The 26,139-nt window shown below is 34.9% G+C and carries 24 protein-coding genes; 12 read left to right on the top strand and 12 right to left on the bottom strand.

The features are described from left to right. Positions 1-148 precede the first annotated feature (148 nt). The gene (locus ACGLWY_RS02425; RefSeq protein ID WP_396618618.1) at positions 149-2,845 is read left to right on the top strand and encodes a valine--tRNA ligase; all 2,697 of its coding nucleotides are present in this window, start codon (positions 149-151) and stop codon (positions 2,843-2,845) included. Between the two features lie 487 nt (positions 2,846-3,332). Here ACGLWY_RS02425 and ACGLWY_RS02420 read toward each other — a convergent pair whose 3' ends face one another. The 3 genes from ACGLWY_RS02420 to ACGLWY_RS02410 all read right to left on the bottom strand — a co-directional run bounded on the left by ACGLWY_RS02420 (position 3,333) and on the right by ACGLWY_RS02410 (position 7,272). After that, on the bottom strand, positions 3,333-5,687 hold the full coding sequence (locus tag ACGLWY_RS02420) for a TonB-dependent receptor plug domain-containing protein (RefSeq protein WP_396618077.1): 2,355 nt from the start codon (positions 5,685-5,687) through the stop codon (positions 3,333-3,335). Next, positions 5,680-6,579, bottom strand: a complete 900-nt coding sequence (locus ACGLWY_RS02415; protein WP_396618076.1) for a FecR family protein — start codon at positions 6,577-6,579, stop codon at positions 5,680-5,682. The genes ACGLWY_RS02420 and ACGLWY_RS02415 overlap by 8 nt, the downstream gene beginning before the upstream one ends. A 177-nt stretch (positions 6,580-6,756) precedes the next feature. Next, positions 6,757-7,272 carry an RNA polymerase sigma factor gene (locus ACGLWY_RS02410; RefSeq protein ID WP_396618075.1) on the bottom strand — a complete coding sequence of 172 codons (516 nt, stop codon included), beginning with the start codon at positions 7,270-7,272 and terminating at the stop codon, positions 6,757-6,759. Between the two features lie 147 nt (positions 7,273-7,419). Here ACGLWY_RS02410 and ACGLWY_RS02405 point away from each other — a divergent pair, with 147 nt between their 5' ends. The 4 genes from ACGLWY_RS02405 to ACGLWY_RS02390 all read left to right on the top strand — a co-directional run bounded on the left by ACGLWY_RS02405 (position 7,420) and on the right by ACGLWY_RS02390 (position 12,065). Continuing rightward, the gene (locus ACGLWY_RS02405; protein ID WP_396618074.1) at positions 7,420-9,180 is read left to right on the top strand and encodes a hypothetical protein; all 1,761 of its coding nucleotides are present in this window, start codon (positions 7,420-7,422) and stop codon (positions 9,178-9,180) included. Positions 9,181-9,372: 192 nt separating this feature from the next. Continuing rightward, positions 9,373-10,701, top strand: a complete 1,329-nt coding sequence (ffh, locus tag ACGLWY_RS02400; protein ID WP_117172697.1) for a signal recognition particle protein — start codon at positions 9,373-9,375, stop codon at positions 10,699-10,701. 66 nt (positions 10,702-10,767) lie between these two features. Then, positions 10,768-11,145, top strand: coding sequence for a four helix bundle protein (locus tag ACGLWY_RS02395; protein WP_396618073.1), 378 nt, complete (start codon positions 10,768-10,770; stop codon positions 11,143-11,145). 38 nt (positions 11,146-11,183) lie between these two features. After that, positions 11,184-12,065 (top strand): bifunctional 5,10-methylenetetrahydrofolate dehydrogenase/5,10-methenyltetrahydrofolate cyclohydrolase, encoded by an 882-nt coding sequence (locus ACGLWY_RS02390; protein WP_396618072.1) that lies wholly within the window; start codon positions 11,184-11,186, stop codon positions 12,063-12,065. 53 nt (positions 12,066-12,118) lie between these two features. On the opposite strand, the gene ACGLWY_RS02385 is transcribed toward ACGLWY_RS02390, so the two are convergent. The 6 genes from ACGLWY_RS02385 to ACGLWY_RS02360 all read right to left on the bottom strand — a co-directional run bounded on the left by ACGLWY_RS02385 (position 12,119) and on the right by ACGLWY_RS02360 (position 17,376). After that, entirely contained in the window at positions 12,119-12,313 is a 195-nt protein-coding gene (locus ACGLWY_RS02385; RefSeq protein WP_396618071.1) for a hypothetical protein, read from the bottom strand. Positions 12,314-12,432: 119 nt separating this feature from the next. Further along, a complete protein-coding gene (rluF, locus tag ACGLWY_RS02380; RefSeq protein ID WP_396618070.1) occupies positions 12,433-13,188 on the bottom strand; it encodes a 23S rRNA pseudouridine(2604) synthase RluF in 756 nt (251 codons plus the stop codon). A 275-nt stretch (positions 13,189-13,463) separates the two neighbouring features. Continuing rightward, positions 13,464-14,288: an alpha/beta hydrolase gene (locus tag ACGLWY_RS02375; protein ID WP_396618069.1), complete on the bottom strand. Its 825-nt coding sequence runs from the start codon at positions 14,286-14,288 to the stop codon at positions 13,464-13,466. After that, positions 14,289-14,657, bottom strand: coding sequence for a cupin domain-containing protein (locus tag ACGLWY_RS02370; protein ID WP_396618068.1), 369 nt, complete (start codon positions 14,655-14,657; stop codon positions 14,289-14,291). A gap of 173 nt (positions 14,658-14,830) precedes the next feature. After that, entirely contained in the window at positions 14,831-15,802 is a 972-nt protein-coding gene (locus ACGLWY_RS02365) for a YitT family protein (RefSeq protein WP_396618617.1), read from the bottom strand. A 29-nt stretch (positions 15,803-15,831) separates the two neighbouring features. Continuing rightward, a complete protein-coding gene (locus tag ACGLWY_RS02360) occupies positions 15,832-17,376 on the bottom strand; it encodes a helicase HerA-like domain-containing protein (protein WP_396618067.1) in 1,545 nt (514 codons plus the stop codon). A gap of 91 nt (positions 17,377-17,467) precedes the next feature. Here ACGLWY_RS02360 and ACGLWY_RS02355 point away from each other — a divergent pair, with 91 nt between their 5' ends. Next, positions 17,468-18,097 carry a 7-carboxy-7-deazaguanine synthase QueE gene (locus ACGLWY_RS02355; RefSeq protein WP_396618066.1) on the top strand — a complete coding sequence of 210 codons (630 nt, stop codon included), beginning with the start codon at positions 17,468-17,470 and terminating at the stop codon, positions 18,095-18,097. A 36-nt stretch (positions 18,098-18,133) separates the two neighbouring features. Next, a complete protein-coding gene (locus ACGLWY_RS02350) occupies positions 18,134-18,271 on the top strand; it encodes a hypothetical protein (protein ID WP_396618065.1) in 138 nt (45 codons plus the stop codon). Positions 18,272-18,331: 60 nt separating this feature from the next. Here ACGLWY_RS02350 and ACGLWY_RS02345 read toward each other — a convergent pair whose 3' ends face one another. The 3 genes from ACGLWY_RS02345 to ACGLWY_RS02335 form a co-directional block, all read right to left on the bottom strand. Continuing rightward, a complete protein-coding gene (locus ACGLWY_RS02345) occupies positions 18,332-18,865 on the bottom strand; it encodes a DUF2911 domain-containing protein (RefSeq protein ID WP_396618064.1) in 534 nt (177 codons plus the stop codon). Between the two features lie 253 nt (positions 18,866-19,118). Beyond that, the gene (gene yihA / locus ACGLWY_RS02340; RefSeq protein ID WP_396618063.1) at positions 19,119-19,730 is read right to left on the bottom strand and encodes a ribosome biogenesis GTP-binding protein YihA/YsxC; all 612 of its coding nucleotides are present in this window, start codon (positions 19,728-19,730) and stop codon (positions 19,119-19,121) included. Positions 19,731-19,796: 66 nt separating this feature from the next. After that, the gene (locus ACGLWY_RS02335; protein ID WP_396618062.1) at positions 19,797-20,561 is read right to left on the bottom strand and encodes an alpha/beta fold hydrolase; all 765 of its coding nucleotides are present in this window, start codon (positions 20,559-20,561) and stop codon (positions 19,797-19,799) included. 292 nt (positions 20,562-20,853) lie between these two features. On the opposite strand from ACGLWY_RS02335, the gene mraZ reads away from it, so the two are divergent. The 5 genes from mraZ to ACGLWY_RS02310 all read left to right on the top strand — a co-directional run bounded on the left by mraZ (position 20,854) and on the right by ACGLWY_RS02310 (position 26,125). After that, complete coding sequence (gene mraZ / locus ACGLWY_RS02330; protein ID WP_396618061.1) at positions 20,854-21,324, top strand: division/cell wall cluster transcriptional repressor MraZ; 471 nt, start codon at positions 20,854-20,856, stop codon at positions 21,322-21,324. Continuing rightward, entirely contained in the window at positions 21,311-22,207 is an 897-nt protein-coding gene (gene rsmH, locus ACGLWY_RS02325; protein ID WP_396618060.1) for a 16S rRNA (cytosine(1402)-N(4))-methyltransferase RsmH, read from the top strand. The genes mraZ and rsmH overlap by 14 nt, the downstream gene beginning before the upstream one ends. Positions 22,208-22,324: 117 nt before the next feature. Next, positions 22,325-22,642 carry an FtsL-like putative cell division protein gene (locus tag ACGLWY_RS02320; protein WP_396618059.1) on the top strand — a complete coding sequence of 106 codons (318 nt, stop codon included), beginning with the start codon at positions 22,325-22,327 and terminating at the stop codon, positions 22,640-22,642. Positions 22,643-22,703: 61 nt separating this feature from the next. Beyond that, the gene (locus ACGLWY_RS02315) at positions 22,704-24,665 is read left to right on the top strand and encodes a penicillin-binding protein (RefSeq protein WP_396618616.1); all 1,962 of its coding nucleotides are present in this window, start codon (positions 22,704-22,706) and stop codon (positions 24,663-24,665) included. Continuing rightward, a complete protein-coding gene (locus ACGLWY_RS02310; protein ID WP_396618058.1) occupies positions 24,662-26,125 on the top strand; it encodes a UDP-N-acetylmuramoyl-L-alanyl-D-glutamate--2,6-diaminopimelate ligase in 1,464 nt (487 codons plus the stop codon). Before ACGLWY_RS02315 ends, ACGLWY_RS02310 begins: the two co-directional genes overlap by 4 nt. The last annotated feature ends 14 nt before the right edge of the window (positions 26,126-26,139 follow it).

Genomic DNA, 26,139 nt, shown 5'->3' with positions numbered 1-26,139 from the left:
TGGTTAAAAGTACATATAACTTTTCTATTGTAATTATTAAAAATTGTTAAAATAATACAGGGTTGTTTTTATCAATCTGTATTTATCTTTTATACAAAAAGAAATATAAGTACTTTTGCGAATTATTATTCAAAAACTATTCCAAAGTATGCAAATGCCTTCAAAATATGATGCAAGTCAGGTAGAAACTAAATGGTATAACTACTGGATGAAACATAATTACTTTCATTCAGAGCCAGACGAAAGAGAGCCATATACCATTGTGATTCCGCCGCCAAATGTCACTGGTGTACTGCACATGGGGCATATGCTTAACAATACAATTCAAGATGTATTGATTCGTCGTGCCCGTTTGCAAGGTAAAAATGCCTGTTGGGTTCCTGGTACAGACCATGCATCTATTGCTACCGAAGCCAAAGTAGTAGCCAAACTAAAGGAACAAGGCATTGATAAAAACAATTTATCTCGTGAAGAATTTTTAAAACATGCATGGGATTGGACGCACGAATATGGTGGCGTCATTCTAGAGCAACTTAAAAAATTAGGATGTTCATGTGATTGGGATAGAACCAAATTCACTATGGATGATGATATGAGTGAAGCGGTCATCAAGGTGTTTGTTGATTTGTTTAACAAAGGACTAATTTATAGAGGGTACCGTATGGTCAATTGGGATCCTGAGGCAAAAACAACACTTTCTGATGAAGAAGTTATATATGAAGAACGTCAAGGCAATTTATATTATTTAAAATACAAAATCCTCACCCCAACCCTCTCCAAAGGAGAGGGAGCAACGAGTGAGAGTTCCCTTCCTTCGGAGGGGCTAGGGGAGGAATATTTAACCATCGCCACAACACGCCCAGAAACCATTTTTGGAGATACCGCTATTTGTATTAACCCGAACGATGCCCGTTTTAAACATTTAAAAGGTAAAAAGGCCATAGTGCCTATTTGCAATCGTGTCATTCCGATTATTGAAGATGACTATGTAGATATGGAATTTGGTACAGGTTGTTTAAAAGTAACACCGGCGCATGATGAAAATGATAAAAACTTAGGAGATAAACACAATCTTGAAGTTATTGATATTTTTAATGAAGATGCATCTCTTAACAGTTTTGGTTTGCATTATCAAGGAAAAGACCGTTTTGTCGTTAGAAAAGAGATTACCAAAGAATTGGAAGATAAAGGGTTTTTGGTTAAAACCGAAAGCCACCTTAATAAAGTAGGAACCTCCGAAAGAACCAAAGCCGTTATAGAGCCCCGATTATCAGATCAGTGGTTTTTGAAAATGGAAGATTTAGTAAAACCTGCCATTGAAGCTGTTTTAGGTGAAAACGCAGAAATCAAATTGTTTCCTAAGAAATTTGAAAACACCTACCGCCACTGGATGGAGAATATTCGCGATTGGAATATTTCCCGTCAGTTGCTTTGGGGACAACAGATTCCTGCCTACTATTATGGCGATGGCAAAGACCATTTTGTAGTTGCCGAAACTATAGAGGAAGCTTTAAAATTAGCAAAACAAAAAACCAACAACCAACAACTAACAACCAACAACCTAACTCAAGATACGGATGCTTTAGATACCTGGTTCTCGTCTTGGTTATGGCCCATGAGTGTGTTTGATGGCATTCGAAATCCAGAAAATAAGGACATAAAATATTACTATCCAACTAACGATTTAGTGACTGGTCCCGATATTTTATTCTTTTGGGTCGCCCGTATGATTATTGCAGGCTACGAATATAAAGGTGAAAAACCTTTTGAAAATGTGTATTTAACAGGGTTGGTGCGTGATAAACAACGCCGGAAAATGAGTAAGTCTTTAGGGAATTCGCCTGATGCCTTAAAACTCATTGAAGAGTACACAGCTGATGGTGTTCGTGTTGGATTGTTATTAAGTTCGGCAGCAGGCAACGATTTATTGTTTGATGAATCGCTTTGCCAACAAGGTAAAGGTTTTGGAAATAAAATATGGAATGCTTACCGCTTGGTTGATGGTTGGGAGATTGATGATACTATTCCGCAACCAAATTCTAGTAAGATAGCAATAGATTGGTACGAGTCTAAATTCCAAAAAGCTTTATTGGAAATAGAAGATCACTTTAGTAAATACCGATTAAGCGATGCGTTAATGACTATTTATAAATTGATTTTTGATGATTTTTGTGGTTGGTTTTTAGAAATGATAAAACCGGAATATCAAAAACCTATAGATACCAAAACATTTAAAAGTGCCATTGCTATTTTTGAAAATAACTTAAAAATAATGCATCCATTTATGCCCTTTTTAACCGAAGATATTTGGCATTATATTTCAGAAAGAACGCCTGAAGAAGCTTTGATTATTTCAAAATGGCCAGAATCAAAATCTATTAATGAAGTATTGATTACCGAATTTGAATTTGCTTCGGAAGTGATTTCAGGTATTAGAAATATAAGAGCCCAGAAAAATATAGCTTTTAAAGATGCCATTGCTTTTTCAGTTATTAATAATGAAAAAGTCCATACAACCTTTGATGAGGTGATTATTAAACTCGGAAATCTGGAAGGTATAAATTATGTTTCTGAAACTGTAGATGGTGCCTTAACATTCAGGGTGAAATCCAATGAGTATTTTGTGCCTATGGCAGGTTCTGTAAATGTGGAAGAGGAAATTAAAAAACTAACGGAAGAGTTAAATTATACGGAAGGTTTTTTAAAATCGGTACAAAAGAAACTGTCGAACGAACGTTTTGTAGCTGGTGCACCAGAACAGGTTATTGCCAATGAACGCAAAAAAGAAGCTGATGCCTTGGCTAAAATGGAGACTTTAAAAGCGAGTTTGGCTAATTTGAATTAGGAGTTTTTTGGAAGGCTCGTTTAACGTGTTTTCTTTAGTTTGCAATAAATATATTTATATCGAAAAAGAAGAGAACTATAACGTGTTTTTAGAATAGTGTTGCTATCGAGGGCAATAAATTATAACCGTTAGGGCCAATAACAGCATTTGCTACAATAAGTCCTAAGATATGTGGAATTTTTAATTTATTAAGAATAAATAATTGGGGCTAGTAAAATTATGATTAAAATGACAAGAAACTTCAATTGATAATCATCGAACACTAATGAAAATAAAATTTGTGAGATAAACATCAATGAAGATAAAGCGATTGCTTCCCAGTTCGCTATCACTCGTGTCCATATGACCTTTAAAAAACAACTGCGAAGCACATCGGTAAATATAGCTAACAAATACCAACTTAGTGAACTAAATATATATCTACATTTGAAATGGTTCGTTCCGTTTTTCAAAATAAAATAGCAATCAATTTTATTCTGAAAAGGTATTAAAAATGAACTCTGAAACTAACATTAGGTGTTATTCCTAAAGATTGATTTTCAACTTTAGTAACCAAATTTTCATCATCTAAAGTGTAGTAGCTGTTTATAATATTCTTTTCGTTTGAAATATTCCAAACGGAAACTCCCACCGTTGCTTTAGAAGTATTGGAAATATTGAATTGGTAAGTAGCAGAACAATCGGTGCGTAAGTAGTCTTTTAAATTGGAACTATTGGGGTTTTCATAGGTTATCACATCGTCGTTGGGGTCGTCGTTTTCACTCGGTGTTGTGGTTGGTTTTCCAGAATGCCAATTTAAGCCTAAAGCAAATTTGAAGCTGTTATAAGTGTAAGTGCCTCCTAATGTAACGGCATGTTTTATGTCGGCATTGTTAGGAAAGGCTTTGCCATTATTCAAAGTATCAAACGTATAATTATTTGTGTTGTACGAATAAGAAACCCAAGTACTAACCATATCACTAAATTGTTTATTCAATAAAAAGTCTATGCCTTTAATTTCGTAACTGCCAATACTGTTTACAAACTGATATTGGTTTTGAAATCCTTGACTCCGTGTGGTAATACCATCTACTTTTTTTATATAGGTTTCTGCACTTATAAGTAATTTGTTTTTGTTGAAATGAATGCCTGCCGATAGTTGCTTGCTTTTTAAAATGGGAACAGGGTAAATAGTTCTACCATCATCGTCAATTAAAATATCTTTATTGTTATTCGCCAAAACCCATCGGCGTTTTTCAATACCTAAAAAATCGTTTTGTAAATCGATGATTTGGGTTGTGGTTTGACTTTTGAATTCACCCAAAATTTCCAACTTAAAATTATTTAAAAATCGCTGACTGAAACTTAATCTTGGTTCGGCAAAAAACAGGCCGAATTTTTGGATATAATTTAATCGTGCACCCATTTTTAGGTTCGTTTTGGCATTGTTTGATAGTAGCCCTGTTTCTGCATAAACCGCATGGCTGCGAATAACTTCTTTTATATAGCTTCTAAAAACAGGATTGTTAACATCTTCTAAGTTGCTAATGCCAACTTCAGTAAATTGGTAACCACCGTTTATTTTTAGTTTAAGACTTGGTATATAATTAATATCTATTTTGGCAGTACCATCATATACTTCGTTTTCTTGAATTAATCGAAGGTTGTTGGTAATGTCATAGTTTGTGGCATCTAAATCGTAATTCGATATATAAAATTGCGAAGTTGAAGAAAGCGATTTATTCCAATTTCTGGTATAAGTAATTCCAGAGGCTATATTTTGTTGCGATAATTTACTATTAAACGCTTCATTTCTATCGTTTATAGAAGATTGTTCGTCGTAGTTTAAATAATTGTTTACGTTTAAAAAATGAATTCTAATTTGGTCTTTGTCAGTGATGTTGTATAAAAATTTCATGTTAACATCATAAAAATAGAATTGTTCGTTTTTTGAAATTGAATTTTTGTTGATTTTGGTTAAATCGGAATCTTGAAAAATACGTTTAAAATATTGGTCGTAAGTAGGGGTTAAAATTAAATCGGTCATCGAGCGACGCGAAGCTAGTTGTAATTCTGTCTTTTTTGAAAGCGGAATTTTAGCAAAACCATCGGCATTTATTAAATTAAAACCCAAACCAGCTTTAAATTGGTTGTCAATACTATTGGGTAATTCCATGTCTATAACACTCGAAATCCCATCACCATATTTAGCACTTGTACCATTTTTGAATATATTAATACGTTTTGTGGTGTAAGGGTTAAAGGCTGAAATCAGTCCAAAAAAATGCCCAGATTGGTACATTTTTATACCATCCCACAGCAGTAGATTTTGGTCATGGGTGCCTCCACGCACATTAATATTTGAAACGGTTTCGTCTGTGCTTAAAACGCCCGGTAAGGCTTGTATGGTTTGTAAAACGTCGGGTTCAATCAATCCCGGAAGAATGCCAAATGTTTCGGGTTTTATTACAATGGAACCATCGTTTAATTTTGTAATACCGGTGGTGAGATAATTGTTAATAGTAACTTCTTTTAAACGTTGCATTTCGAAACCTCTGGATTGGTTTTCGGTTTGGTTTTTAATAACAACAAATCGGTTGTCCAACAATTCAAAATCTAATAAAGTTTCGGCTTTAAGTAATTCTAAAACGTCTTCTAAGTTTAAATTGGAGTTTGGTAGTAGTGCTTTTTTTTGTTTAATGGTTTCATCTATATAAGAAAAACGAATGCTATATTTTTCTTCAAGAATTTTTAAAATGGTAATGAGCGGTTGCTTTTCTTTTTGAACGGTTTGCGCTTTTAGGGTGGCAACATTCAAAAAAAACAATGATAAAAAAATAGAAAGGAGTCCTTTGCTACTCACGTTTTAATGTTATGGTACGGTTTGTTTTACTATAGGTTACGTGTAAAGGTAATGTAATTGCCTTTAAAGCAACATCCAGATTGTTGTGCGCAAAACTACCTGTAAATAGCTGATTGGAATCGATGTTTAAAAGTGTAATATCTACATCGTACTGTCTTTCAAACTCGGCTATCACTTCTTTGTAAGGTAAGCTTTTAAAGGTACTTTCGTTATTTAACCACGAAGGTGTTGAGCGGTTTTCTTTTTCTTTAGCAATTTGTTTCCCATCGATAATTAAAAAACTGTCGCCAGGTTTTAATTTTGTTTCTTGAGAATTGTAAGTAACGCCCACTAAACCTTCGTAGCAAATAACCTCAAAATAATGCGTTCGTTGTTTCACATTAAATTGAGTACCATAAACCGTAACGGTTCCTGATTTTGTTATAACATGAAACGATGACCCTTTAGCAACTTTAAAAAAAGCTTCACCTTCAAGGGTTACTTCGCGTTCGTTTTTCCATGAATTTTTATTGAATGCTAAGAGGGATTTTGCATTTAAATTAACACTGGAGTTATCTGGCAGTTCTACCCATGTTTTTTGGGCAAATTGGGTAGTAACCGTAGTATCTATAGTTGTAGTGTAATAGTATATGCTAAAACAAATAGCAAGAACAGCGGCAACACGCATCAATGGTTTTACCCAATGTGTTGATGATTTTTTAGGGGTTTTAATGGCTTTTAACACGGTTTCTAATTCAGCAGACGTATTGTAGTCTTCAGCTTTAAAAGCCTGTACACCATGATGTAACTTAACTAAATCATCATAGTCTTCAAGCATTTTAAACGCTTCAAGTTCCTGATCGTTTAGATCATTATTTAACCATTTCGATATTAATTCTTCTCTGTTCATCATTTCGATATTCAATTATATAACAGTTAACTTTTATTTTTTCCTACCCTTTTTTTTTAAGTTTTAAAGCATTAGAGTTTCAAAGTTTCAAAGTTTCAGAGTTTCAAAGCTTCAAAGTTGCTAAGTTTAGTTTTTTTACCCAACACCTTGAACCCAAAACCTTGAACCCAGAACTAGCAGTTACAACTCCTTAATATCTTTTCTCAACTTCTCCAACGCTCCATAAATCCGTTTTTCAACTGCTTTGGTAGAAATTTCCAATAGTTCAGCAATTTCTTTAAAACGTTTGCCTTCAACCCGGTTCATCATAAAGGCTTCACGTTGGGCATCAGTTAAATTTGAAAGTGCTTTTTGAAGTTTGTCCATATACTCGGTTTCCTGCATTAAAAACTCAGGATTTTCGTTGGTATATGTTTTTGGTTTGTTTTGTTGGTGTCTTAATACCACCTTTTGGTGTGCTGTTTCGTTCAGCATTAAATTATTGGCAGTCGTAAACACAAAACTTTTTGCCTTGTCTGGACTTACCTTGGCGCAATTTTCCCAAAGTTTAATAAAAGCTTCCTGTACTTTATCTTTTGGGTTTAGCAAATCACCATACTTATAATATAAAAAGTTGTGTAAATCTTTAGCGTATTTATTAAATATAGAAGAAAATAAGCGCTCTTCGCAAATATTTTCATGTAGTTGTTTAGTCATTTTAGTTGTTGATTGTGCCACTAAAATAAGGTTTTTTGAAGTTTGGAATTTTTAAAGTTTGAAAAATTTTTGAAAAATAGGGTAGGAATTTTTAAAGTTATCCTGTTTTATAATCAAAAAGCTATGTTGAACCCAAAATCAAGAATCATGAAAACTAAATTAAGAACATTATTACTACTGCCTTTTTTTGCCCTTTTATTATTTACGTCTTGTCAAGATGAAGTCATTGAAATTACTGAACCTACCGAAGCCGAAGCACTTGTAGCAACATCTGAGTTAACAAGTATGATAAGTGCCACGTCTAAAATGGACGGATCTGCCGATAATATTATAGACAGGGCAAGTTGTTTGTCTGTTAAATTGCCTGTTACTGTTAAAGCGAATGGAATAGAAATAATTATAGATTCTAAAGAAGGCTATAAAACCATTGAGGCTATTTTCAATAAATTTGAGGATGACGATGACAAGTTAGAAATTATATTTCCCATCACCGTCACACTAGCAGATCATGACGAAGTTGTGATTGAAAACCATGATGCTTTAGAAAACTTAATTAAAACATGTCATGGTGAAAACGAAGAAGATGACGATATTGAATGTATCGATTTTCAATATCCTATATCGTTTTCAGTTTATAATGCAGACTTTCAGGTTATTAATGTGGTGACTGTTGAAAGCGATAGGCAATTATACCAATTTATAAGACGTGTCATGGATGCCGAAGTTTTTGCTAGTCTTAATTTTCCTGTAACTATGGAATATTCAGATGGCTCTACTATAACAGTAAATAACAACCTTGAGTTACACAACGTTATTAAAGAAGCAAAAAATGCTTGTAATGAAGACGATAACAACGATTATCATGACGATGATTTCACAAAAGAACGTTTAGATAATTTGTTAAAAATGTGCCCTTGGGTGGTTTATGAAGTAAATAGAGACCAAAATAGTTTAACCGATACCTATCTAGAATATGTTATGATATTTAAAGAAGATGGTGTGGTCAAAGTTCGTAAAAGAGGAGGCGATATATTAACGGGATCTTGGAGCACTCGTGTTACAGACCATGGTGTGGCTATTAAATTAGAATTCGATACCCTTGTAGATTTTTCTTTAGAATGGTTTGTGTATGAAATTGAATACGGAAGAATCAAATTATATACAGAAGGAGGTAATAAAATCATCTTAAAGAAAAATTGCGATGTTGTCGTAGATATTACTAAAGAGCGTATAGAGAGCTATTTACAGGAATGTTTATGGAGAATAGCAGGTTTAAGTGTTAATGGTATCGATAATGAAAAAGAGTATATAGGAACACCATTAAAATTCTTGCCAAACAACGAAGTTAATATTAGAATTAATGGCGAGTTTGTAGCGGGTACTTATGAAATAGGTGTTAGGAATGCTGGTTTTATTTTGAGAATAACTCTTGAAGGCAGACCGGATTTAAAACTAGAATGGTTAATTACATTTTTAGAGCCAGGTTTGATTAAACTAGAGAACGCCAATAATAAAATGGTTTTGGAAAGACACTGTTTAAGAGCCGACAGCGATGTAAACTATATTGAAGACGTTCTAGTCGTAGGTACTTGGGAAGTTACTAAATATGAGGATGGTTTAGTACATGTTCAAGATCCAACAGAGAATTTTGCTGGTTACACTATTAACTTTTTAGAAACCGGAAGAATAAAAGTAACTGATCCCAATGCTGGTATTACAGCAGGATCTTGGTTAGCATACCGTAATAATGGCTTGTTTTTAGGGTTGCTTTTTGCAAATGAAGCACCGTTTAACGAGCTTACATTTAGATGGAGAATTAAAGAGGTTTCACCAAACAAAATCGAGTTAAAAGATTTAAGCTCAACAGGAGAGATTGAAAGACTATTAGTCCTTGAAAAGAAAAATTAAGTATGCTTTTGGTAAAAAGGGAACTTAATGTTTTGATTGGTTAGGTTAATTATTAAATAAAGTTTCCTTTATAAAGGTTGTTAAGCACATGTTTTAACAACCTTTTTTTTATTTGTCTTTTTTATAGCATGTTACTTCTATTATATATATCAAATACTTAAATTTGCAGTTCTTAAAATTTCAAGAAAAATTATGTTCAATAATTTAAGCGATAAATTAGATAAGGCTTTACACGTACTAAAAGGTCACGGAAGCATTACCGAGGTCAACGTAGCCGAAACATTAAAAGAAGTACGTCGTGCTTTGTTAGATGCCGATGTTAACTTTAAAATAGCAAAAGACTTTACCGTAAGAGTTAAAGATAAAGCACTTGGTCAAAACGTATTAACAACGTTACAGCCAGGGCAGTTAATGGTTAAAATAGTAAAAGACGAATTAACCGAACTTATGGGTGGTGATGCCGAAGGTATCAACCTTTCGGGTAACCCAAGTGTTATTTTAATGTCTGGTTTACAGGGTTCTGGTAAGACAACTTTTTCTGGTAAACTGGCAAATTATCTTAAAACAAAAAAATCAAAAAAACCTTTATTGGTTGCTTGTGATGTTTATAGACCGGCAGCGATAGACCAGCTACATGTTGTAGGCGATCAAATAGGAGTAGAGGTTTTTAGCGATAGGGGCAATACAGATCCAGTAGCTATTTCAAAAGCAGGTATTGCACATGCAAAAGCAAATGGATATAATGTAGTCATCATAGATACTGCGGGACGTTTAGCGGTAGATGAAGTGATGATGACCGAAATATCGAACATCCACAAAGCCATTCAGCCACAAGAAACCTTGTTTGTTGTAGATTCTATGACAGGGCAAGATGCTGTAAACACAGCAAAAGCTTTCAACGATGTATTGAATTTTGATGGTGTTATTTTAACCAAATTAGACGGTGATACCCGTGGTGGAGCCGCTATTTCCATTAAATCGGTTGTAAATAAACCAATTAAGTTTATCGGTACTGGTGAGAAAATGGAAGCTATTGATGTGTTTTACCCATCGCGAATGGCAGACCGTATTCTGGGAATGGGTGATGTGGTATCGTTAGTTGAACGTGCCCAAGAGCAGTTTGATGAGGAAGAAGCACGTAAACTTCAAAAGAAAATTGCCAAAAACCAATTTGGGTTTGATGATTTCTTAAAGCAGATTCAGCAAATCAAAAAAATGGGAAACATGAAAGACCTTATGGGTATGATTCCTGGAGCTGGAAAAATGTTAAAAGATGTCGATATTGATGATGATGCGTTTAAAGGTATCGAAGCCATTATACATTCTATGACCCCCAAAGAACGCAGCAATCCTTCTATTATAAATTCCAGTAGAAAACAACGTATAGGTAAAGGGTCTGGAACTTCGGTACAACAAGTCAATCAGCTTTTAAAGCAATTCGACCAAATGAGCAAAATGATGAAAATGATGCAAGGTGGCGGCGGTAAAAAAATGATGCAAATGATGAAAGGGATGCGTTAATTGGTATTTAGTCCCAGTCGCAGTCTCAATCTCAGTCGCAGTTCTAAGTAGTGAAAATTAAATTTTATGGATTTCAAAAAACTATTAGCTTATCAAAAATCTTTTGAGTTGTCTATGTTGATTTTTGAAATTTCTAAATCCTTTCCAAAGGAAGAAATATATTCTTTAACAGACCAAATAAGAAGAAGTTCTAGGTCGGTTTCTGCAAATATAGCTGAAGCGTATAGAAAAAGAATCTACCCAAAACATTTTATAAGCAAACTTACAGATGCTGATGGTGAGAATTCGGAAACGAGTACATGGTTAGATTTTGCTTTAGCATGTAATTATTTTGATGAAGAAAAACATTTGGAGTTAACCGAATTAGGTATTGAAGTCGGGAAACTTATAAACTATATGATTAATAATCCAAGCAAATTCGGAGTAAATACAGGCAATGAGTAAGCAAACTGTGACTGCGACTGCTACTGAATACTATTTTTATGATAATTTTAGACGGAAAAAAAGTAAGTAACGATATTAAAGAAGAAATTGCAGAACACGTAAGTGCTATGATTTCTAGAGGAGAAAAAGTGCCGCATCTTGCTGCTATTTTAGTAGGAACAGACGGAGCCAGTATGACCTATGTAAATGCAAAAGTAAAAGCTTGCGAAAAGATCGGTTTTAATTCTACTTTGATAGATTTGCCTGATTATACTTCAGAAGAAGCGTTGTTGTCCAAAATTAATGAGCTAAACACCAATGATGATATCGACGGTTTTATAGTTCAATTGCCATTGCCAAAACATATTGATGAGCAAAAGGTTTTAATGGCGGTGCATCCAGATAAGGATGTAGATGGGTTTCATCCTACCAACGTTGGTAAAATGGCTTTAGATTTGCCTACTTTTTTACCCGCAACACCTTATGGTATTTTGGAATTGTTAGAACGTTACCAAATTGAAACCTCTGGTAAGAATGTGGTAGTTATGGGAAGAAGTCATATTGTGGGGCGTCCTATGAGTATTTTAATGAGCCAAAAACGTAAAGCAGGTGATGCAACAGTTACGGTAGTACATAGTCGTTCTAAAAATTTGGCTGAAATAACTAAGGCCGCTGATATTATTGTAGCCGCTATTGGTATTTCAGAGTTTTTAACAGGCGATATGGTTAAAGAAGACGTTGTGATTATTGATGTTGGAATTACCCGTGTTCCAGATGCTACAAAAACAAGTGGTTACAGACTTGCAGGTGATGTGCATTTTGAAAGTGTCAGCAAAAAAGCAAGTTATATCACACCGGTTCCTGGGGGAGTTGGTCCTATGACGATTGCTATGTTGTTAAAAAATACGCTATTAGCTCGCGAGAGACGTAGCTCTAATTAGGAGTCAAAACGATTCTCTATCTTAATTATAGACAAAACGGTTAGCTAAATTTTCTATTCGATTGGTTTAACGGGGTCATCCTTTCTATATTTTAGCATGGATACACCTGCGATAAAGAAAATCCCTCCTAATATAGTTAATGCCCAAGGACTGAGTGTGACAAAGTTATTTCCAAAAACACCTAAAACCCCTATAATCAAGGCTATTGTGCCTCCAACGGTCAAAATCAATGCCAATATTCGTATCATAGTTTCAAAATTTATTTTGATGCTAAGATAGTGTCAAAGGGTACGATGCCCATTACAAAATTAAGGGAGAGCGTTTTATAATTCCCATATTAAGTAATTGGTTTGTCCGATAGTTTGGATTAATTTCGGCGAAATTTATTGGGTTTGTACTCTTTAGTTGAATCGCTAATCAGTCTGTTTAATTCACTAAATTCTTCTTTAGTGAGTTCTCGGTATTCACCTAAAGGCATATCTAGTTTTATGTTCATTATTCTAACACGTTTCAGCGTTTCAACCTCGTAATTTAAGTATTCGCACATGCGGCGGATTTGTCGGTTTAAACCTTGTGTTAAGATAATTTTAAACTCGTAAGTACTGAGTTTTTCAACCACACATTTATTGGTGACTTTGTTTAAATCTTCAAGAGGAACACCACCTGCCATGCGTTCAATAAAGGTTTGCGAAATAGGTTTATCTACCCTAACAATATATTCTTTTTCGTGATTATTGCTAGCACGAAGAATTTTGTTTACAATATCACCATCATCGGTTAGCAGAATCAATCCTTCGCTGGGTTTGTCTAACCTTCCAATAGGGAAAATACGTTTGGGGTAGTTTATAAAATCGATGATGTTATCTTTTTCAACATTCGTGTCTGTTGTGCAAACAATACCCACAGGTTTGTTAAAAGCTAAATATACAAAGGCTTCATTTGATGTGTTAATTTCTTTTCCATCTACATGAACCACATCATTAGGGGCTATTTTTGTGCCCATTTCTGGTACAACGCCGTTTATGGTTACACGTCCTGCTTCAATAAGTTTATCGGCTTCCCTGCGTGAGCAATACCCAACTTCGCTTAAAAATTTATTGATGCGTTTTAATTCTGTTTCCATTTGAATAAAAAAATCAAAAACCATTTAAAATCAATCCAGATAATTTGGTAATAATAATGGTTTTGTTGTTAAGAGACTGTTTAAGTTTTATCCTTTGGCTCTTTTATGTGTCTTTTTCCGCCGTACGTCAGCTATTTTTCGGTCCATAGCTGTGGCTATGAATCTCAAAATACCTTAGTCTGACAAAAAAATACCCTATAAAACATTCCAAAAACAAAATTTAAACAGTCTCTAAAAGCCCTTTATGGGCTTCATGTTTCAAAAGTACAACAAATCTAGGTGTTTAAAAACTCTAATATATGGTTGTAAACGGTATCGTTTTTTAAACCATGACCCAATCCAGTGGTTTTTATAATTTTAGAATTTTTATAGTATTTTGAAATATGTAAAGCATCTTTATACGATATGATTCGGTCTTTTTTATCGTGAATGATAAGTCCTTCTGCTTGAATATTCTTCGAGAAATTTTCAATGGTATAAAATTCAGGAAAATATCCAAAATGTTTTAAGTAATAGTTGTTTATTGCTTTAATTACTTTTTTGTTGTATCCCATGATTTTGACGTAATTATCGATAACTTCATCAAAATTTGAAGGTGCTCCAAGTAATACCAGCTTTTTAATAGGAAGTTTATGATTGTTAATAGCTAGGGCCGAAGCTGTACCGCCAATAGAATGCCCAATAACAATGGAAGGATTAAACTGTTTAATAACCAGGTTAATACATTCTGAATACAGCACCGCATTGAAAATTTTACTTCCAGAATTGCCATGTGCAGGTGCATCTAAAGCAATGATGTTGTAATCTTCGGATTTTAAAATTTTTATTAAATCTTTCCATCTGAATGCATTGCTTTCCCAACCATGGACCAGTAAAATAGTGTCTTTTTTCCCGCTCCAGCAATATGTTTTTATGGGGACATCTCCATAAGTGATACTCTCTTGAGCGGCAGATTTTAGATAGTTTGTTTCGTCATCATTCAGTTTGCCTTTTCGAGGTGTTGAAAATATTTTAACGGCTAGTTTAGCAGCGTAATAGGGGGAAAGAAAACTTGTGAAGTTTATAAAGCTTCCAATAGTTTTGACAAGGTATTTGTTCATTTAATCTTCTCGGTTTACTAAATCCATAGAAAAAGCAGGCGTACAAATGGCGATGTATTCGCAAACTTCGGTAAACGGATTGGAATATTGCACTCTGGTATTTTTGTTTATTTTGATGGATTGACCAGCTTCTAAAACAACGGTTTCGTTTTCAATAATAAACTGTTTTTTACCGCGAATTATAAAAGTGTATTCATCAAATTCAGGCGTTTGAAAAGGTTCGCTCCAGCCCGCAGGTGCTTTCATATGGGCAATACTTATTTGGGAATTACCATTGGTTGCCACCCCAAAATGTTCCTTTATTATTTTTCCATCGGTTGTTGGAACAATAAAAGGACTGTCTTGTATGGTATATTTTTTATCAGTCATGGATTTTAATTATTCATTTTTAGTACATGACACGTTATATTGGGCCTTTTGGTTCAAGATAAACTAAGGTCAAAATACGATTAAAAACAATTTTTCCAATGTCTTCGACTGCGCTCAGATTGACATCTGAATATATTTGGATTTTTGTCATGTACTAATTATTAATTCTTCAATTATTTAAGTGGTTTCTTTTTAATCATTCCACCCTTTAAATCTTTTACAATGCCCATAATTATAAAAGCATTTCTATCAATTTTATCAATTTCGGTTTGCAATTTAGCAAGTTCTAATCTGGTAACAACGGTATAAATAATATCTTTATCGTAACTGTCACCGCTTTTCCCCAAACCACCTTTGCCAGCATAAATGGTACAGGCTCTACGCAGTTTTTCGGTAAGCATAATACGCATATCTACGTGTTTATTGGAAATGATTGTAACACCCACATATTCTTCAACACCATCTACTATAAAATCGACCGTTTTTGCAGCTGCTAAATACGTTAAAATGGCATATAGTGCTGTTTCCATAGATAGAATATAAGCACCAACCGAAAATATTAAAATGTTGATTAATAAAAGAATATCTCCAATAGTTAACGATAATTTTTTGCTTAAGAAAATGGCTAATACTTCGGTGCCATCAATGACGCTTCCACCTCGCATAGACATACCAATTCCTAGGCCTAAAAAGAAACCGCCAAAAACCGAGATCAATAATTTATCTTCCGTAATAGTTGGATATTCTACAAAATGAACGACAAAAGCTAATAAGGCAATGGCAGCAATGCTTCTAGCAGCGAATTTTAACCCAATGGTTCGTGATGCTAAAATTAGAAAAGGTAGGTTGACAAGGATTAAAAAATAACTTAAATCTAAATTGGTAACGTTTTGAAGTAATAACGAAATACCTGTAGCACCACCATCAATAAAACGATTTGGTAGCAAGAATCCTTTTAAACCAAATCCAGCCGAAAACACACCAATTATAATGAAGATATATTCTTTAATGGCATGCGATATTTCAATCTGAAATTTCCTTACTAGGGGAACGATCTGTTTTTTGCTTACAGTTTGATTTTTCTGTTTAGATTGAATGCGCTTTCGAGCAATGTCAACCAATAGTTTTGATAAGAATGGATTCATCATGCCAATTTTTTAAAGTCTATACCAACCTATTTCTTCATTACTTTAGTTAAAATACCAAAAACGCTGCGAATAAAAGTAGCACTAGTGAGTACTTTTACTATGGGATTCATTGCTGTGCTTTTTCTTCTAGAAGATGTCGTAGTGTGTTGTTTAGAAGCTGCTTTTTCAAGGGCTTCTTTTTCTAATTTAGCTTTTTTCTTGGCTTCTTCGGCTTCAGCTTGCTCTATTTTTTTGTTAAGTAGTTCGTAAGCGCTTTCCCTGTCTATGGTTTCGTTATATTTTTTAACGAGCTTCGATTGTGAATTCAATGTCCTTAATTCATCATCGGTTAGAATGTCCATTCTGCTCATTGGCGCACGCATCATGGTAGCGGCTAGGGGTGTAGGGCGTCCTTTTTCATCAAGAGCGGAAACCAACGCTTCACCTGTGCCAAGTGATGTTAATACTTCAACGGTGTTATAATAATCGGAGTCTGGATAATTTTGAGCAGTTAATTTTATAGCTTTTCTATCGTTAGCTGTGAAAGCTCTAAGCGCATGTTGAATTTTTAAACCTAACTGACTTAAAACCGCTTCAGGCACATCGGTTGGATTTTGGGTTACAAAATACAGGCCAACCCCTTTACTTCTAATTAATTTAACGATGCTTTCAATTTGGTTGAGGAGTGCTTTGGATGCTTCATTAAAAATTAAATGCGCTTCATCTATAAAAATCACCAATTCTGGTCTGTCGCTATCGCCTTGTTCCGGGAATGTGGAATAAATTTCAGCTAGTAGACTCAACATAAAGGTTGAGAATAACTTCGGTCTATCTTGAATATCGGTTAATCGGATGATGTTTATATAGCCTCTACCGCTATTATCAATACGTAGTAAATCATCTACATCGAACGAGGTTTCGCCAAAAAATAAATCGGCACCTTGTTGTTCTAGCTCGACCACTTTGCGCAAAATAGCACCTGTAGATGCTGTAGAAATACGTCCGTAAGCATCATCAAATTCTGCTTTACCTTCCTGGGTGGCATATTGTAATATTTTTTTAAAATCTTTTAAATCGAGAATCGGCAGTTTGTTATCGTCACAATATTGAAAAATAACTGCCACAACACCCGATTGTGCATCCGATAAATCTAAAATTCTTGAAAGTAAAACAGGACCAAATTCGCTAATGGTAGCTCTTAATCGCACGCCATCTTGCTCAGAAAGTGTTAAAACTTCAACAGGAAAACTTTTGGCTTCAAAAGGTAAACCTATTTGGGCATGGCGTTCATCAATTTTCGGGTGTCCAGCACTTGGTTGTGCCAAACCACTTAAGTCGCCTTTAATGTCCATTAATAGTACAGGAATACCTTTATCGCTTAAATTTTCGGCTAATACTTGCAGTGATTTTGTTTTTCCTGTCCCCGTGGCTCCAGCTATTAAGCCATGACGGTTTAAGGTTTTTAATGGAATATTTACCAAGGCATTGGTTATGGTTTCGCCGTTTAACATGGCAGCACCAACAGATATAAAATCGCCTTTACAAACATTGCCTTCTGTTATGTATTTAAAAAAAGTGTCCTTCGTGTTCATTTACTAAAATTTTTATAAAAATAGGTATTCTATATGAAATCAAAATAAAACTTTGAACAATTAAATAACAAAGGTTTATCTTTGCAGCCTTATGAATAAAGAGATAAAAGAATTAGTTGATACTGGCAACATGTTGCCATTAATGGAAGAGTTTTATACCATACAGGGTGAAGGTTTCCATAAAGGAACCGCTGCGTATTTTGTTAGAATTGGTGGTTGCGATGTCGGTTGCCATTGGTGCGATGTAAAGGAAAGTTGGAATGCTAATTTACACCCACCAACAGATATCTTAAAAATTGTTGAAAACGCCAAAAAGTATAGTAATACCATCGTCGTTACAGGTGGCGAGCCATTAACTTGGAATATGACGCCCTTAACCACAAAGCTAAAAGCCGAAGGCTTACAGATACATATAGAAACCTCTGGTGCTTATAAATTAACGGGTATTTGGGACTGGATTTGTTTATCACCTAAAAAAATAAAACTCCCTACTAAAGAAGTGTATGCAAAAGCCCACGAGCTTAAAGTAATTGTATATAATAAGGACGATTTCCGCTTTGCGGAAGAGCAGGCTGCCAAAGTAAATAAAGATTGTATTTTGTATTTGCAACCTGAGTGGAGCAAACGCGACAAAGTGATTCCTGAAATTGTAGATTATGTGATGGCAAACCCTAAATGGAAAGTGTCGTTACAAACACATAAATATTTAAATATTCCCTAAATTGGTGCATATTTAATTGGTGCATATTTAAATGGTATGGAAAAATTATTAAGAATTATTGGAGCCGCTTGGGGCGCAAAAAAAATTGGTGGCGGAAAATGCGGATGTTTTGGAACCATTTTTGTATTCCTGGTTTTATATTGGCTATTAGGTTACGTATTTAAAGTTTTATAGAATAAAAAAAGTTCCATTAGCATTTCGCTATGGAACTTTTTTTTGCCTAAAGCCTAAAGCCTATTTTGTAAAAGGTACAGCAACCCTAACCGTGTCCCAGCCTAAATACATCGTGCCATCATCGGAAAAAGCAATCGAGAAAGCTTCTAACGAATCTCCAGAGCTTACAGGTGCTGAAATTCTAATAACATCATTGGCTTCGTTATACGAATAAGCGCCCCAAACATTAATATCTTTATTTAAAATAATAATCCATTCTTTATCTCCAGGAATTGTAAACAGCGAATACTCTCCAGCTTTAACTGCTTTCCCGCCAACTTTCATGTCTTTATATAAGGTGATATTGGCAGCTTCGTTCGCACCGGTACGCCATACTTTCCCGTTGGGTGCTAAAGTACTTAGATCTCTTTCTTTAAGTTGTGGTCTGCTATAAACTACTTTTACTAGTTTGTTAGGTTCTTTGTAGTTACTAGGATATGCAGTGGCATCCATAGGGCTTTTGTCTATAGAACTGAATTTTTGCGCCTCCATAGTAGAAGATAAAAGCATGATAAAGATGCAAGCAATACTTGTAATAAATGTCGATTTTTTCATAGAACTAGTGTTTTTATTATTTCCACAAAGGTGGAAGTCTGTTTAAAGATTAGTAAAGTTTTAAAGATAGATCTAAATAATCTTAAAGTTTTTATAAAAGTCGATGATGAATGTTAAAGTTTATATTTAAGATAAATTTTTACCGGTTATAAGAGGATTACCCCAGGTTGTCTACTATATTGTTACAATTTGGTAAATTCCATTAGTAGATTTGACAGTTTTGAAATGAGCTGATTTACTTTTATAAAGAAATTCAATGTGTGCCCAATTCCATATTCTCATTCAGCCCATCAATATAGTTTAAAACAGCATCTTTTCCTACTTCGTTGCTCGATGAGGTTATAAAATAATTAGGCATGTCTTCCCAAGTTTCCAAAAGTACGTTTTTGTAGTCTTCAACATGTCTTAAAATAGCGTTGGGTTTTAGTTTGTCGGCTTTAGTGAAAATGATAGAAAACGGAATGCCATGTTCGCCCAACCACTGCATAAATTCTAAATCAATAGGTTGGGGTTCGTGTCTTATATCTACTAAAACAAAAGCGGTTACTAGTTGTTCGCGCAGGCTAAAATATTGGGTAATAAATTTTTGAAACGTTTTTTTTGCGTTTTTAGAAACTCGCGCATAACCATATCCCGGTAAATCTACCAAGTGCCAATTTTTATTAATTAAAAAATGATTGATTAATTGTGTTTTACCTGGTCTTCCCGAGGTTTTTGCTAAACTTTTTCGACTCGTTAGCATGTTGATGAGTGACGACTTTCCAACATTACTTCTACCAATAAATGCATATTCGGGCAGTAATCCTTTAGGGCATTTTGCCACATCGGAATTACTCATTACAAACTCGGCCGATTTTATGTGCATTTATTTTTTGATATTAGTCTAAATCACCATTTATACCTTATTGAGATTTGGGATTTTGTAACTTAATTAAAGATTTCTTTTTTGTAGCCAAGCATCAAGAATTTGATTAAACTGGTCGGGGTGTTCCATCATAGCAGCATGCCCACATTTGTCAACCCAAAATAACTCGGAATCTGGTAAAAGACTGTCAAATTCTTCGGCGACTTCCGGCGGTGTTACGGTGTCGTTTTTACCCCAAATAATACAGGTGGGGACGTTCATTTTTGGTAAATCCTTTGCCATGTTATGCCGAATGGCACTTTTGGCAATGGCTAATGTTTTTATAAGCTTATTACGGTCGTTTACGGTTTCGTAAACCTCATCTATAATGGCTTTGGTTGCAATGGAAGGGTCGTAAAAAACATCTTGTGCTTTCTTTTTAATAACTTCATAATCACTGCGTTTGGTGTAGCCTCCGCCCATGGCGCTTTCATATAGACCAGAACTTCCTGTTATAATCAATGCCTTTACTTTGTCGGGGTATTGTTTTGTATGATATAAACCAATATGCCCACCCAACGAGTTGCCTAGTAAAATAACTTCTTCGTAACCTTTAAATTCTATAAAATCGTGTAGGTATTTAGCAAAACTCTTTACATTGGTTTTAAGTAAAGACATAGTGTAAATAGGTAGTTCAGGAATAATAACTTTATACCCTTTTTGGCTAAAATACTTAATTACCGAATCAAAATTACTTAAACCACCCATTAGTCCGTGTAATACTACAATTGGTGTGCCTTCACCAGCTTCAATATAGCTGTAATTTCTTTCTTTTTTTAAACTATGCGTCATTAATCGGTTGTCATTACTTTAAAAACAAATATAGTTATTTCATTCATATTTCAATCATTTTATTGATTTTCAAAAATAATATTTCAAAATGGAGATGTTAACAATTGAAGTGTTGTTGAAAAGTTGTGTTTAACCTATTGATACTAAGTGGTAGTGGGTGTTGTTGACGTTTAAAAACATCAATAAACTGCGTTTAGTCGAAAAATTATCAACAAAGTGGTATAAAGTGGTAAAAAGTGGTAAAATTTTCAATATATTTGAAACTTAAACACAAAAAATCTAACAAACCACATTGGACTTATTAACAGGGACATATGATTGTAAAGTGGATGCAAAAGGCAGGCTGATGATGCCTTCTCCGCTTAAAAAGCAACTATCTTCGGTTTTATCTGATGGGTTTGTGTTGCGACGTTCAGTGTTTCAAAAATGTTTGGAATTGTACCCCATGAGCGAATGGCAGGTGCTAATGCAAAAAATGAATAAGCTTAATAGGTTCAATAAAAAGAACAACGATTTTATCCGTCGTTTTACAGCGGGTGTTAAAATGGTTGAGGTAGATATGAACGGACGCTTACTAATACCTAAAGATTTAACGGTATTTGCAAATATTTCAAAAGATATAGTGGTAGCCTCTGCCATTAATATTATTGAGATTTGGGATAAAGATTTATATGAACAAGCCATTGATGATGCTGCTGTAGATTTTGCAGATTTAGCTGAAGAAGTTATGGGACAAGATGATGATGACCATGGAATATCATAACCCAGTATTATTGAAAGAAGCCGTTGACGGGTTGAATATCAATCCAGATGGTATTTATGTAGATGTCACTTTTGGTGGTGGTGGGCACAGTAAAGAAATATTAAAACGACTTGGTGATAAAGGAAAATTGTTTGCTTTCGATCAAGATCAAGACGCTCTTAAAAATACAATTGACGATTCAAGATTCACTTTAATAAATGAAAATTTTCGCTATATAAAACGCTTTTTAAGGTTTTACGGTGTAAAGAAAGTAGATGGGATTTTGGCGGATTTTGGTGTGTCGTCACATCAATTTGATGTAGCGGAACGTGGTTTTTCAACGCGTTTTGAGGCGAATTTGGATATGCGAATGAATCAGCAAAATGTATTGTCGGCTTTTCAGGTTGTAAACAAATACGAGGAAGAGCAATTGAAACAAGTGTTTTTACAATACGGAGAATTGAGGGCTGCACCTGCTATGGCAAAATTAATTGTTGAACATAGGGAATCACAACCTATTGTTACTAGTGAAGAGTTGAAAGCGGTATTGAAAAAGTTTTTGCCGCCTCGACATGAAAATAAAGTGTTGGCCCAAATATATCAGGCTATAAGAATTGAAGTGAATCAGGAAATTGAGGCTTTAAAAGAGTTTTTGGGGCAAACGCCAGAGCTTCTAAATGAAGGTGGTCGATTAAGTTTGATTTCTTACCACTCGTTGGAAGATAGATTGGTAAAGCGTTTTATAAGAAATGGGATGTTTGAAGGGGAGCCAGAACGCGATATGTATGGAAATTTTGAAGTGCCGCTTAAAAAAGTAAATGGTTTGATAGTGCCTTCAAAAGAAGAAATAAGGAATAATAGTAGGGCAAGAAGTGCAAAACTTCGAATTGCGGAAAAAATATAATTCCATCTTTAACCCTTTTCAAACTGAAAGGGGCCTGCTGAAAGCAGTAAGGGTGTTTAGTAATAATTAAATAATTAATTCTCTCCTTTGGAGAGGTGTCTCGGAGAGGCAGAGAGAATGAAAACAAACATCTATAAAATATTAAAAGGCACTTTTTTGGTAAGTGACGACTCTTTTAAGAATTGGAAGTTTATCATATTCATTTCGGCTTTGGCTATAGTGATGATTGCGAGTTCGCATAGTGCTGATAAAAAGGTGTATGAAATAGCGCGATTAAAAAATGAAGTAAGCGAAATGCGGTCGGCCTTTATTGATGGTCGCTCAAGGCTTATGAAATTAAAAATGGAATCGCATGTTATGGAAGTGATGTTGCAAAAAGGCATAGAACCATCGGTAATTCCACCAAAAAAAATAAAAGTAAAATCTCAAAAATAACACAGGCTTAGTGATAAACGAGAAAAGCATATTAAACCGATTGTATTTTGTGGCAGGATGTATGTTCATCTTCGGGCTTGCTGTGCTGTTCAAGTTGGTTAGTCTTCAGTTTTTCCAAGGTGATAAGTATAGAGCTTTGGCTGGCGAGCGTGTCATTAAAAATGTGGTGATTCCTGCAAATAGGGGGAATGTGTATTCTGTTAAAGGAAATTTACTGGCAACATCCATTCCTAAATACGATATTAGGTTTGATGCATTGACACCTACAGCAAAAACCTTCGAAAAATACGTGAAGCCTTTAAGTGATTCACTTTCAAAATATTCTGGAAAGCCTTCTGGTTATCATGAAAACGAACTTAGAAAAGCACGTGTAAATAAAAACAGGTACTACTTAATTGCTAGAAATGTTGGGTATTCTGATTATATCCGTTTACGCAATTTTCCATTGTTGGAATTGGGAGCGTATAAAGGCGGGTTGATTGTAGAGCAAACGACCAAGCGTGAGCATCCTATGGGTGGTATTGCACAGCGTTCTATTGGTTATGAGCGTTTTGACGAAAAGGGAAATGTGACTAGAGCGGGTATTGATGGTGCTTTTGGAGTGAAGTATTTACGAGGAACCGATGGGCAAAGAAAAAAACAGCAAATAGGAAAAGGGCAGTGGAAACCTTTGAATGATGCCAATGAAATTGATCCTAAAAACGGCTATGATGTTTATACAACCATTGATGTCAATATTCAGGATATTGCGCACCATGCACTTTTGGAGCAATTGGAAAAATACAAAGCAGATCATGGTTGTGTGGTGGTGATGGAAACAAAAACTGGCGAAGTTCGTGCTATTTCAAATTTAGGAAGAAACAGCGATGGCTATTATTACGAGCGTTTAAATTATGCGGTTGGTGAATCCCATGAGCCGGGTTCTACTTTTAAATTAATGGCCTTAACTGCCGGCATTGAGGATAAGCTTATTGATACGAGCGATGTCGTAGATACCGAGAGGGGGATTATAAAATTCTACGGTGAATCGGTTGAAGATTCGCATCATGGTGGTTATGGTAAAATTACGGTGTCTAAAGCATTTGAAGTGTCTTCAAACACAGGAATTGTAAAGGCTATTGATAAAGCTTACGGTAAAACACCGAGCAAATTTGTGGATAGGTTATACGCCATGAATCTCAATAATGATTTAGATCTTCCTATTATTGGCGAGCCAAACCCCATTATTCCAGACCCAAGAATTAAAAACGGACGTTGGAGTGGTATTGCATTGCAGTGGATGGCTTATGGTTACGGGGTATCTTTTACACCTTTACAAACCTTAACCTTTTATAATGCTATTGCTAATGATGGTGAAATGGTTAAACCTCAATTTTTAAGAGAGGTAAAAGAGTTTGGCGACGTGGTAGTGCCTTTTAAAAAGGAAGTGATAAACGAGCAAATTTGTTCAAAAGAAACCATTTTAAAAGTAAAGCAATTACTTAAAAACGTAGTGGAGAAAAAACATGGCACAGGGCACAGGTTGTACTCTGAAAACTTCTCGATGGCAGGAAAAACAGGGACCTGTCAAAAAGATTATGCTAATAAAGATAAGTTAAGTTATATCTCATCGTTTGCAGGTTATTTTCCTGCTGAGAACCCAAAATATTCATGTATTGTGGTTATTCACGAGCCCGATAAAAGTGTTGGGTATTTTGGTGCCGATGTGTCTGGTCCCGTATTCAAAAAAATAGCCCAAAAAATATTTACCGATACGCCCATTATAGATGAGGTAAAGTCTTTGGATGTTAGAGTAGCTTCAGTGGAAACCGAATATGAAAGCTTTTATAAAACAGCCCAAACGTATAAAACCATCATGCCAAATGTGGTTGGTTTACCCGTTATGGATGCTTTGGCATTGCTGGAAAATATGCAGGTTAAAGTAAAAGTGAAATTAGAAGGAAATGGTGTTGTAAAAAAGCAGTCCGTAGAACAAAATATAAAGTTGAAGAATAACCAAGTAGTCGTTTTAAAAGCTTCATGATCATATTAAAAGACATATTGTACAAAGTAACTATTAACGCTGTGGTGGGTTCTACGGGTATTGGAGTGACTGCTATTGATTTCGACTCTAGGAATATTAAGAGCGGCTATGTCTTTATTGCTATCAAAGGAAGTGTCTCAGATGGTCATAAGTTTATTGATATCGCCATAAAACAAGGAGCGGTTGCTGTGATTTGTGAAGTTTTGCCTGAAAAATTAAGTGATGGTGTTACATATGTTGAGGTAGATAATAGCAGTAAAGCCTTAGCGATAATGGCTTCAAATTTTTATGAAAATCCTTCAGGTAATTTAAAACTGGTTGGTGTTACGGGTACGAACGGAAAAACGACAGTCGCAAGTTTGTTATATCAGTTATTCAAAAAAGCGGGTTATAAAGTGGGGTTGTTGTCTACCGTAAAAATTATGGTGGATACTATCGAGTATAAAGCCACCCATACGACTCCCGATTCTTTAACTATCAATAAGTATTTACAGGCAATGAATACTGAAGGTGTTGAGTTTTGCTTTATGGAAGTAAGCTCGCATGGCATTCATCAACATAGAACAGAAGGCTTGCGGTTTGAAGGCGGTATTTTTACCAATTTAACGCACGATCATTTAGACTATCACAATACATTTTCCGAATACCGCGATGTGAAAAAATCATTTTTTGATGCGCTTCCGGAAAAAGCATTCGCTCTTGTGAATACAGACGATAAGAACGGATTGGTGATGCTTCAAAATACCAAAGCACGAAAATACACGTATGCTTTAAAAGGGTATGCCGATTATAAATCCCAAATTTTAGAAAATCAATTTGGAGGCTTATTGTTGAAGATAAATGATGCTGAGGTTTGGACACGACTTATAGGGAATTTTAATGCTTATAATATTTTGGCAATTTACGCAACGGCAGAATTGTTAGGTCTTGAAAAAGTGGAGATCCTGCGTTTTATAAGCGAATTGGAAAGTGTAAGCGGTCGTTTCCAGTATGTCATTTCAAACGAAAAAATCACAGCTATTGTTGATTATGCACATACCCCCGATGCACTCAAAAACGTATTGGAAACCATTAATAGCATTCGTACAAAAAACGAAGAATTAATAACCGTTGTAGGTTGTGGTGGAGATAGAGATAAAACCAAGCGTCCTAAAATGGGGCATATTGCTACGGCTTTAAGTACCAAGGTTATTTTTACTAGTGATAATCCGCGAAGTGAAGAGCCAGAAGCCATTCTAAAAGACATTGAAAAAGGAGTAGAACCTCAAAATTATAAAAAAACATTAACCATTACCGATAGGCTTCAGGCTATAAAAACAGCCTGCCAAATGGCGCAGCCAAATGATATTATTCTTATAGCGGGCAAAGGGCATGAAACTTATCAAGAAATAAAAGGGGAACGTTTCGATTTTGATGATTTTAAAATAGTGCAAGAATTTTTAAACCAGTTAAGTAAATAACATGATTGTTACAC

Origin of the sequence: Mariniflexile sp. HMF6888, from assembly GCF_044335535.1 — a bacterium.
In the GTDB taxonomy this organism is placed as follows: Bacteria; Bacteroidota; Bacteroidia; order Flavobacteriales; family Flavobacteriaceae; genus Mariniflexile.
This window is presented reverse-complemented; position numbering and strand designations above follow the sequence as displayed.

Excerpts from the sequence above, each read along its gene's own strand:
- ACGLWY_RS02425 (WP_396618618.1), top strand. The coding sequence starts at position 149 with ATGCAAATGCCTTCAAAATATGATGCAAGTCAGGTAGAAACTAAATGG.
- ACGLWY_RS02415 (WP_396618076.1), bottom strand. The coding sequence starts at position 6,579 with ATGATGAACAGAGAAGAATTAATATCGAAATGGTTAAATAATGATCTA.
- ACGLWY_RS02410 (WP_396618075.1), bottom strand. The coding sequence starts at position 7,272 with ATGACTAAACAACTACATGAAAATATTTGCGAAGAGCGCTTATTTTCT.
- ACGLWY_RS02405 (WP_396618074.1), top strand. The coding sequence starts at position 7,420 with ATGAAAACTAAATTAAGAACATTATTACTACTGCCTTTTTTTGCCCTT.
- ffh (WP_117172697.1), top strand. The coding sequence starts at position 9,373 with ATGTTCAATAATTTAAGCGATAAATTAGATAAGGCTTTACACGTACTA.
- ACGLWY_RS02395 (WP_396618073.1), top strand. The coding sequence starts at position 10,768 with ATGGATTTCAAAAAACTATTAGCTTATCAAAAATCTTTTGAGTTGTCT.
- ACGLWY_RS02390 (WP_396618072.1), top strand. The coding sequence starts at position 11,184 with ATGATAATTTTAGACGGAAAAAAAGTAAGTAACGATATTAAAGAAGAA.
- ACGLWY_RS02385 (WP_396618071.1), bottom strand. The coding sequence starts at position 12,313 with ATGATACGAATATTGGCATTGATTTTGACCGTTGGAGGCACAATAGCC.
- rluF (WP_396618070.1), bottom strand. The coding sequence starts at position 13,188 with ATGGAAACAGAATTAAAACGCATCAATAAATTTTTAAGCGAAGTTGGG.
- ACGLWY_RS02375 (WP_396618069.1), bottom strand. The coding sequence starts at position 14,288 with ATGAACAAATACCTTGTCAAAACTATTGGAAGCTTTATAAACTTCACA.
- ACGLWY_RS02370 (WP_396618068.1), bottom strand. The coding sequence starts at position 14,657 with ATGACTGATAAAAAATATACCATACAAGACAGTCCTTTTATTGTTCCA.
- ACGLWY_RS02365 (WP_396618617.1), bottom strand. The coding sequence starts at position 15,802 with ATGAATCCATTCTTATCAAAACTATTGGTTGACATTGCTCGAAAGCGC.
- ACGLWY_RS02360 (WP_396618067.1), bottom strand. The coding sequence starts at position 17,376 with ATGAACACGAAGGACACTTTTTTTAAATACATAACAGAAGGCAATGTT.
- ACGLWY_RS02355 (WP_396618066.1), top strand. The coding sequence starts at position 17,468 with ATGAATAAAGAGATAAAAGAATTAGTTGATACTGGCAACATGTTGCCA.
- ACGLWY_RS02350 (WP_396618065.1), top strand. The coding sequence starts at position 18,134 with ATGGAAAAATTATTAAGAATTATTGGAGCCGCTTGGGGCGCAAAAAAA.
- ACGLWY_RS02345 (WP_396618064.1), bottom strand. The coding sequence starts at position 18,865 with ATGAAAAAATCGACATTTATTACAAGTATTGCTTGCATCTTTATCATG.
- yihA (WP_396618063.1), bottom strand. The coding sequence starts at position 19,730 with ATGCACATAAAATCGGCCGAGTTTGTAATGAGTAATTCCGATGTGGCA.
- ACGLWY_RS02335 (WP_396618062.1), bottom strand. The coding sequence starts at position 20,561 with ATGACGCATAGTTTAAAAAAAGAAAGAAATTACAGCTATATTGAAGCT.
- rsmH (WP_396618060.1), top strand. The coding sequence starts at position 21,311 with ATGGAATATCATAACCCAGTATTATTGAAAGAAGCCGTTGACGGGTTG.
- ACGLWY_RS02320 (WP_396618059.1), top strand. The coding sequence starts at position 22,325 with ATGAAAACAAACATCTATAAAATATTAAAAGGCACTTTTTTGGTAAGT.
- ACGLWY_RS02315 (WP_396618616.1), top strand. The coding sequence starts at position 22,704 with ATGTTCATCTTCGGGCTTGCTGTGCTGTTCAAGTTGGTTAGTCTTCAG.
- ACGLWY_RS02310 (WP_396618058.1), top strand. The coding sequence starts at position 24,662 with ATGATCATATTAAAAGACATATTGTACAAAGTAACTATTAACGCTGTG.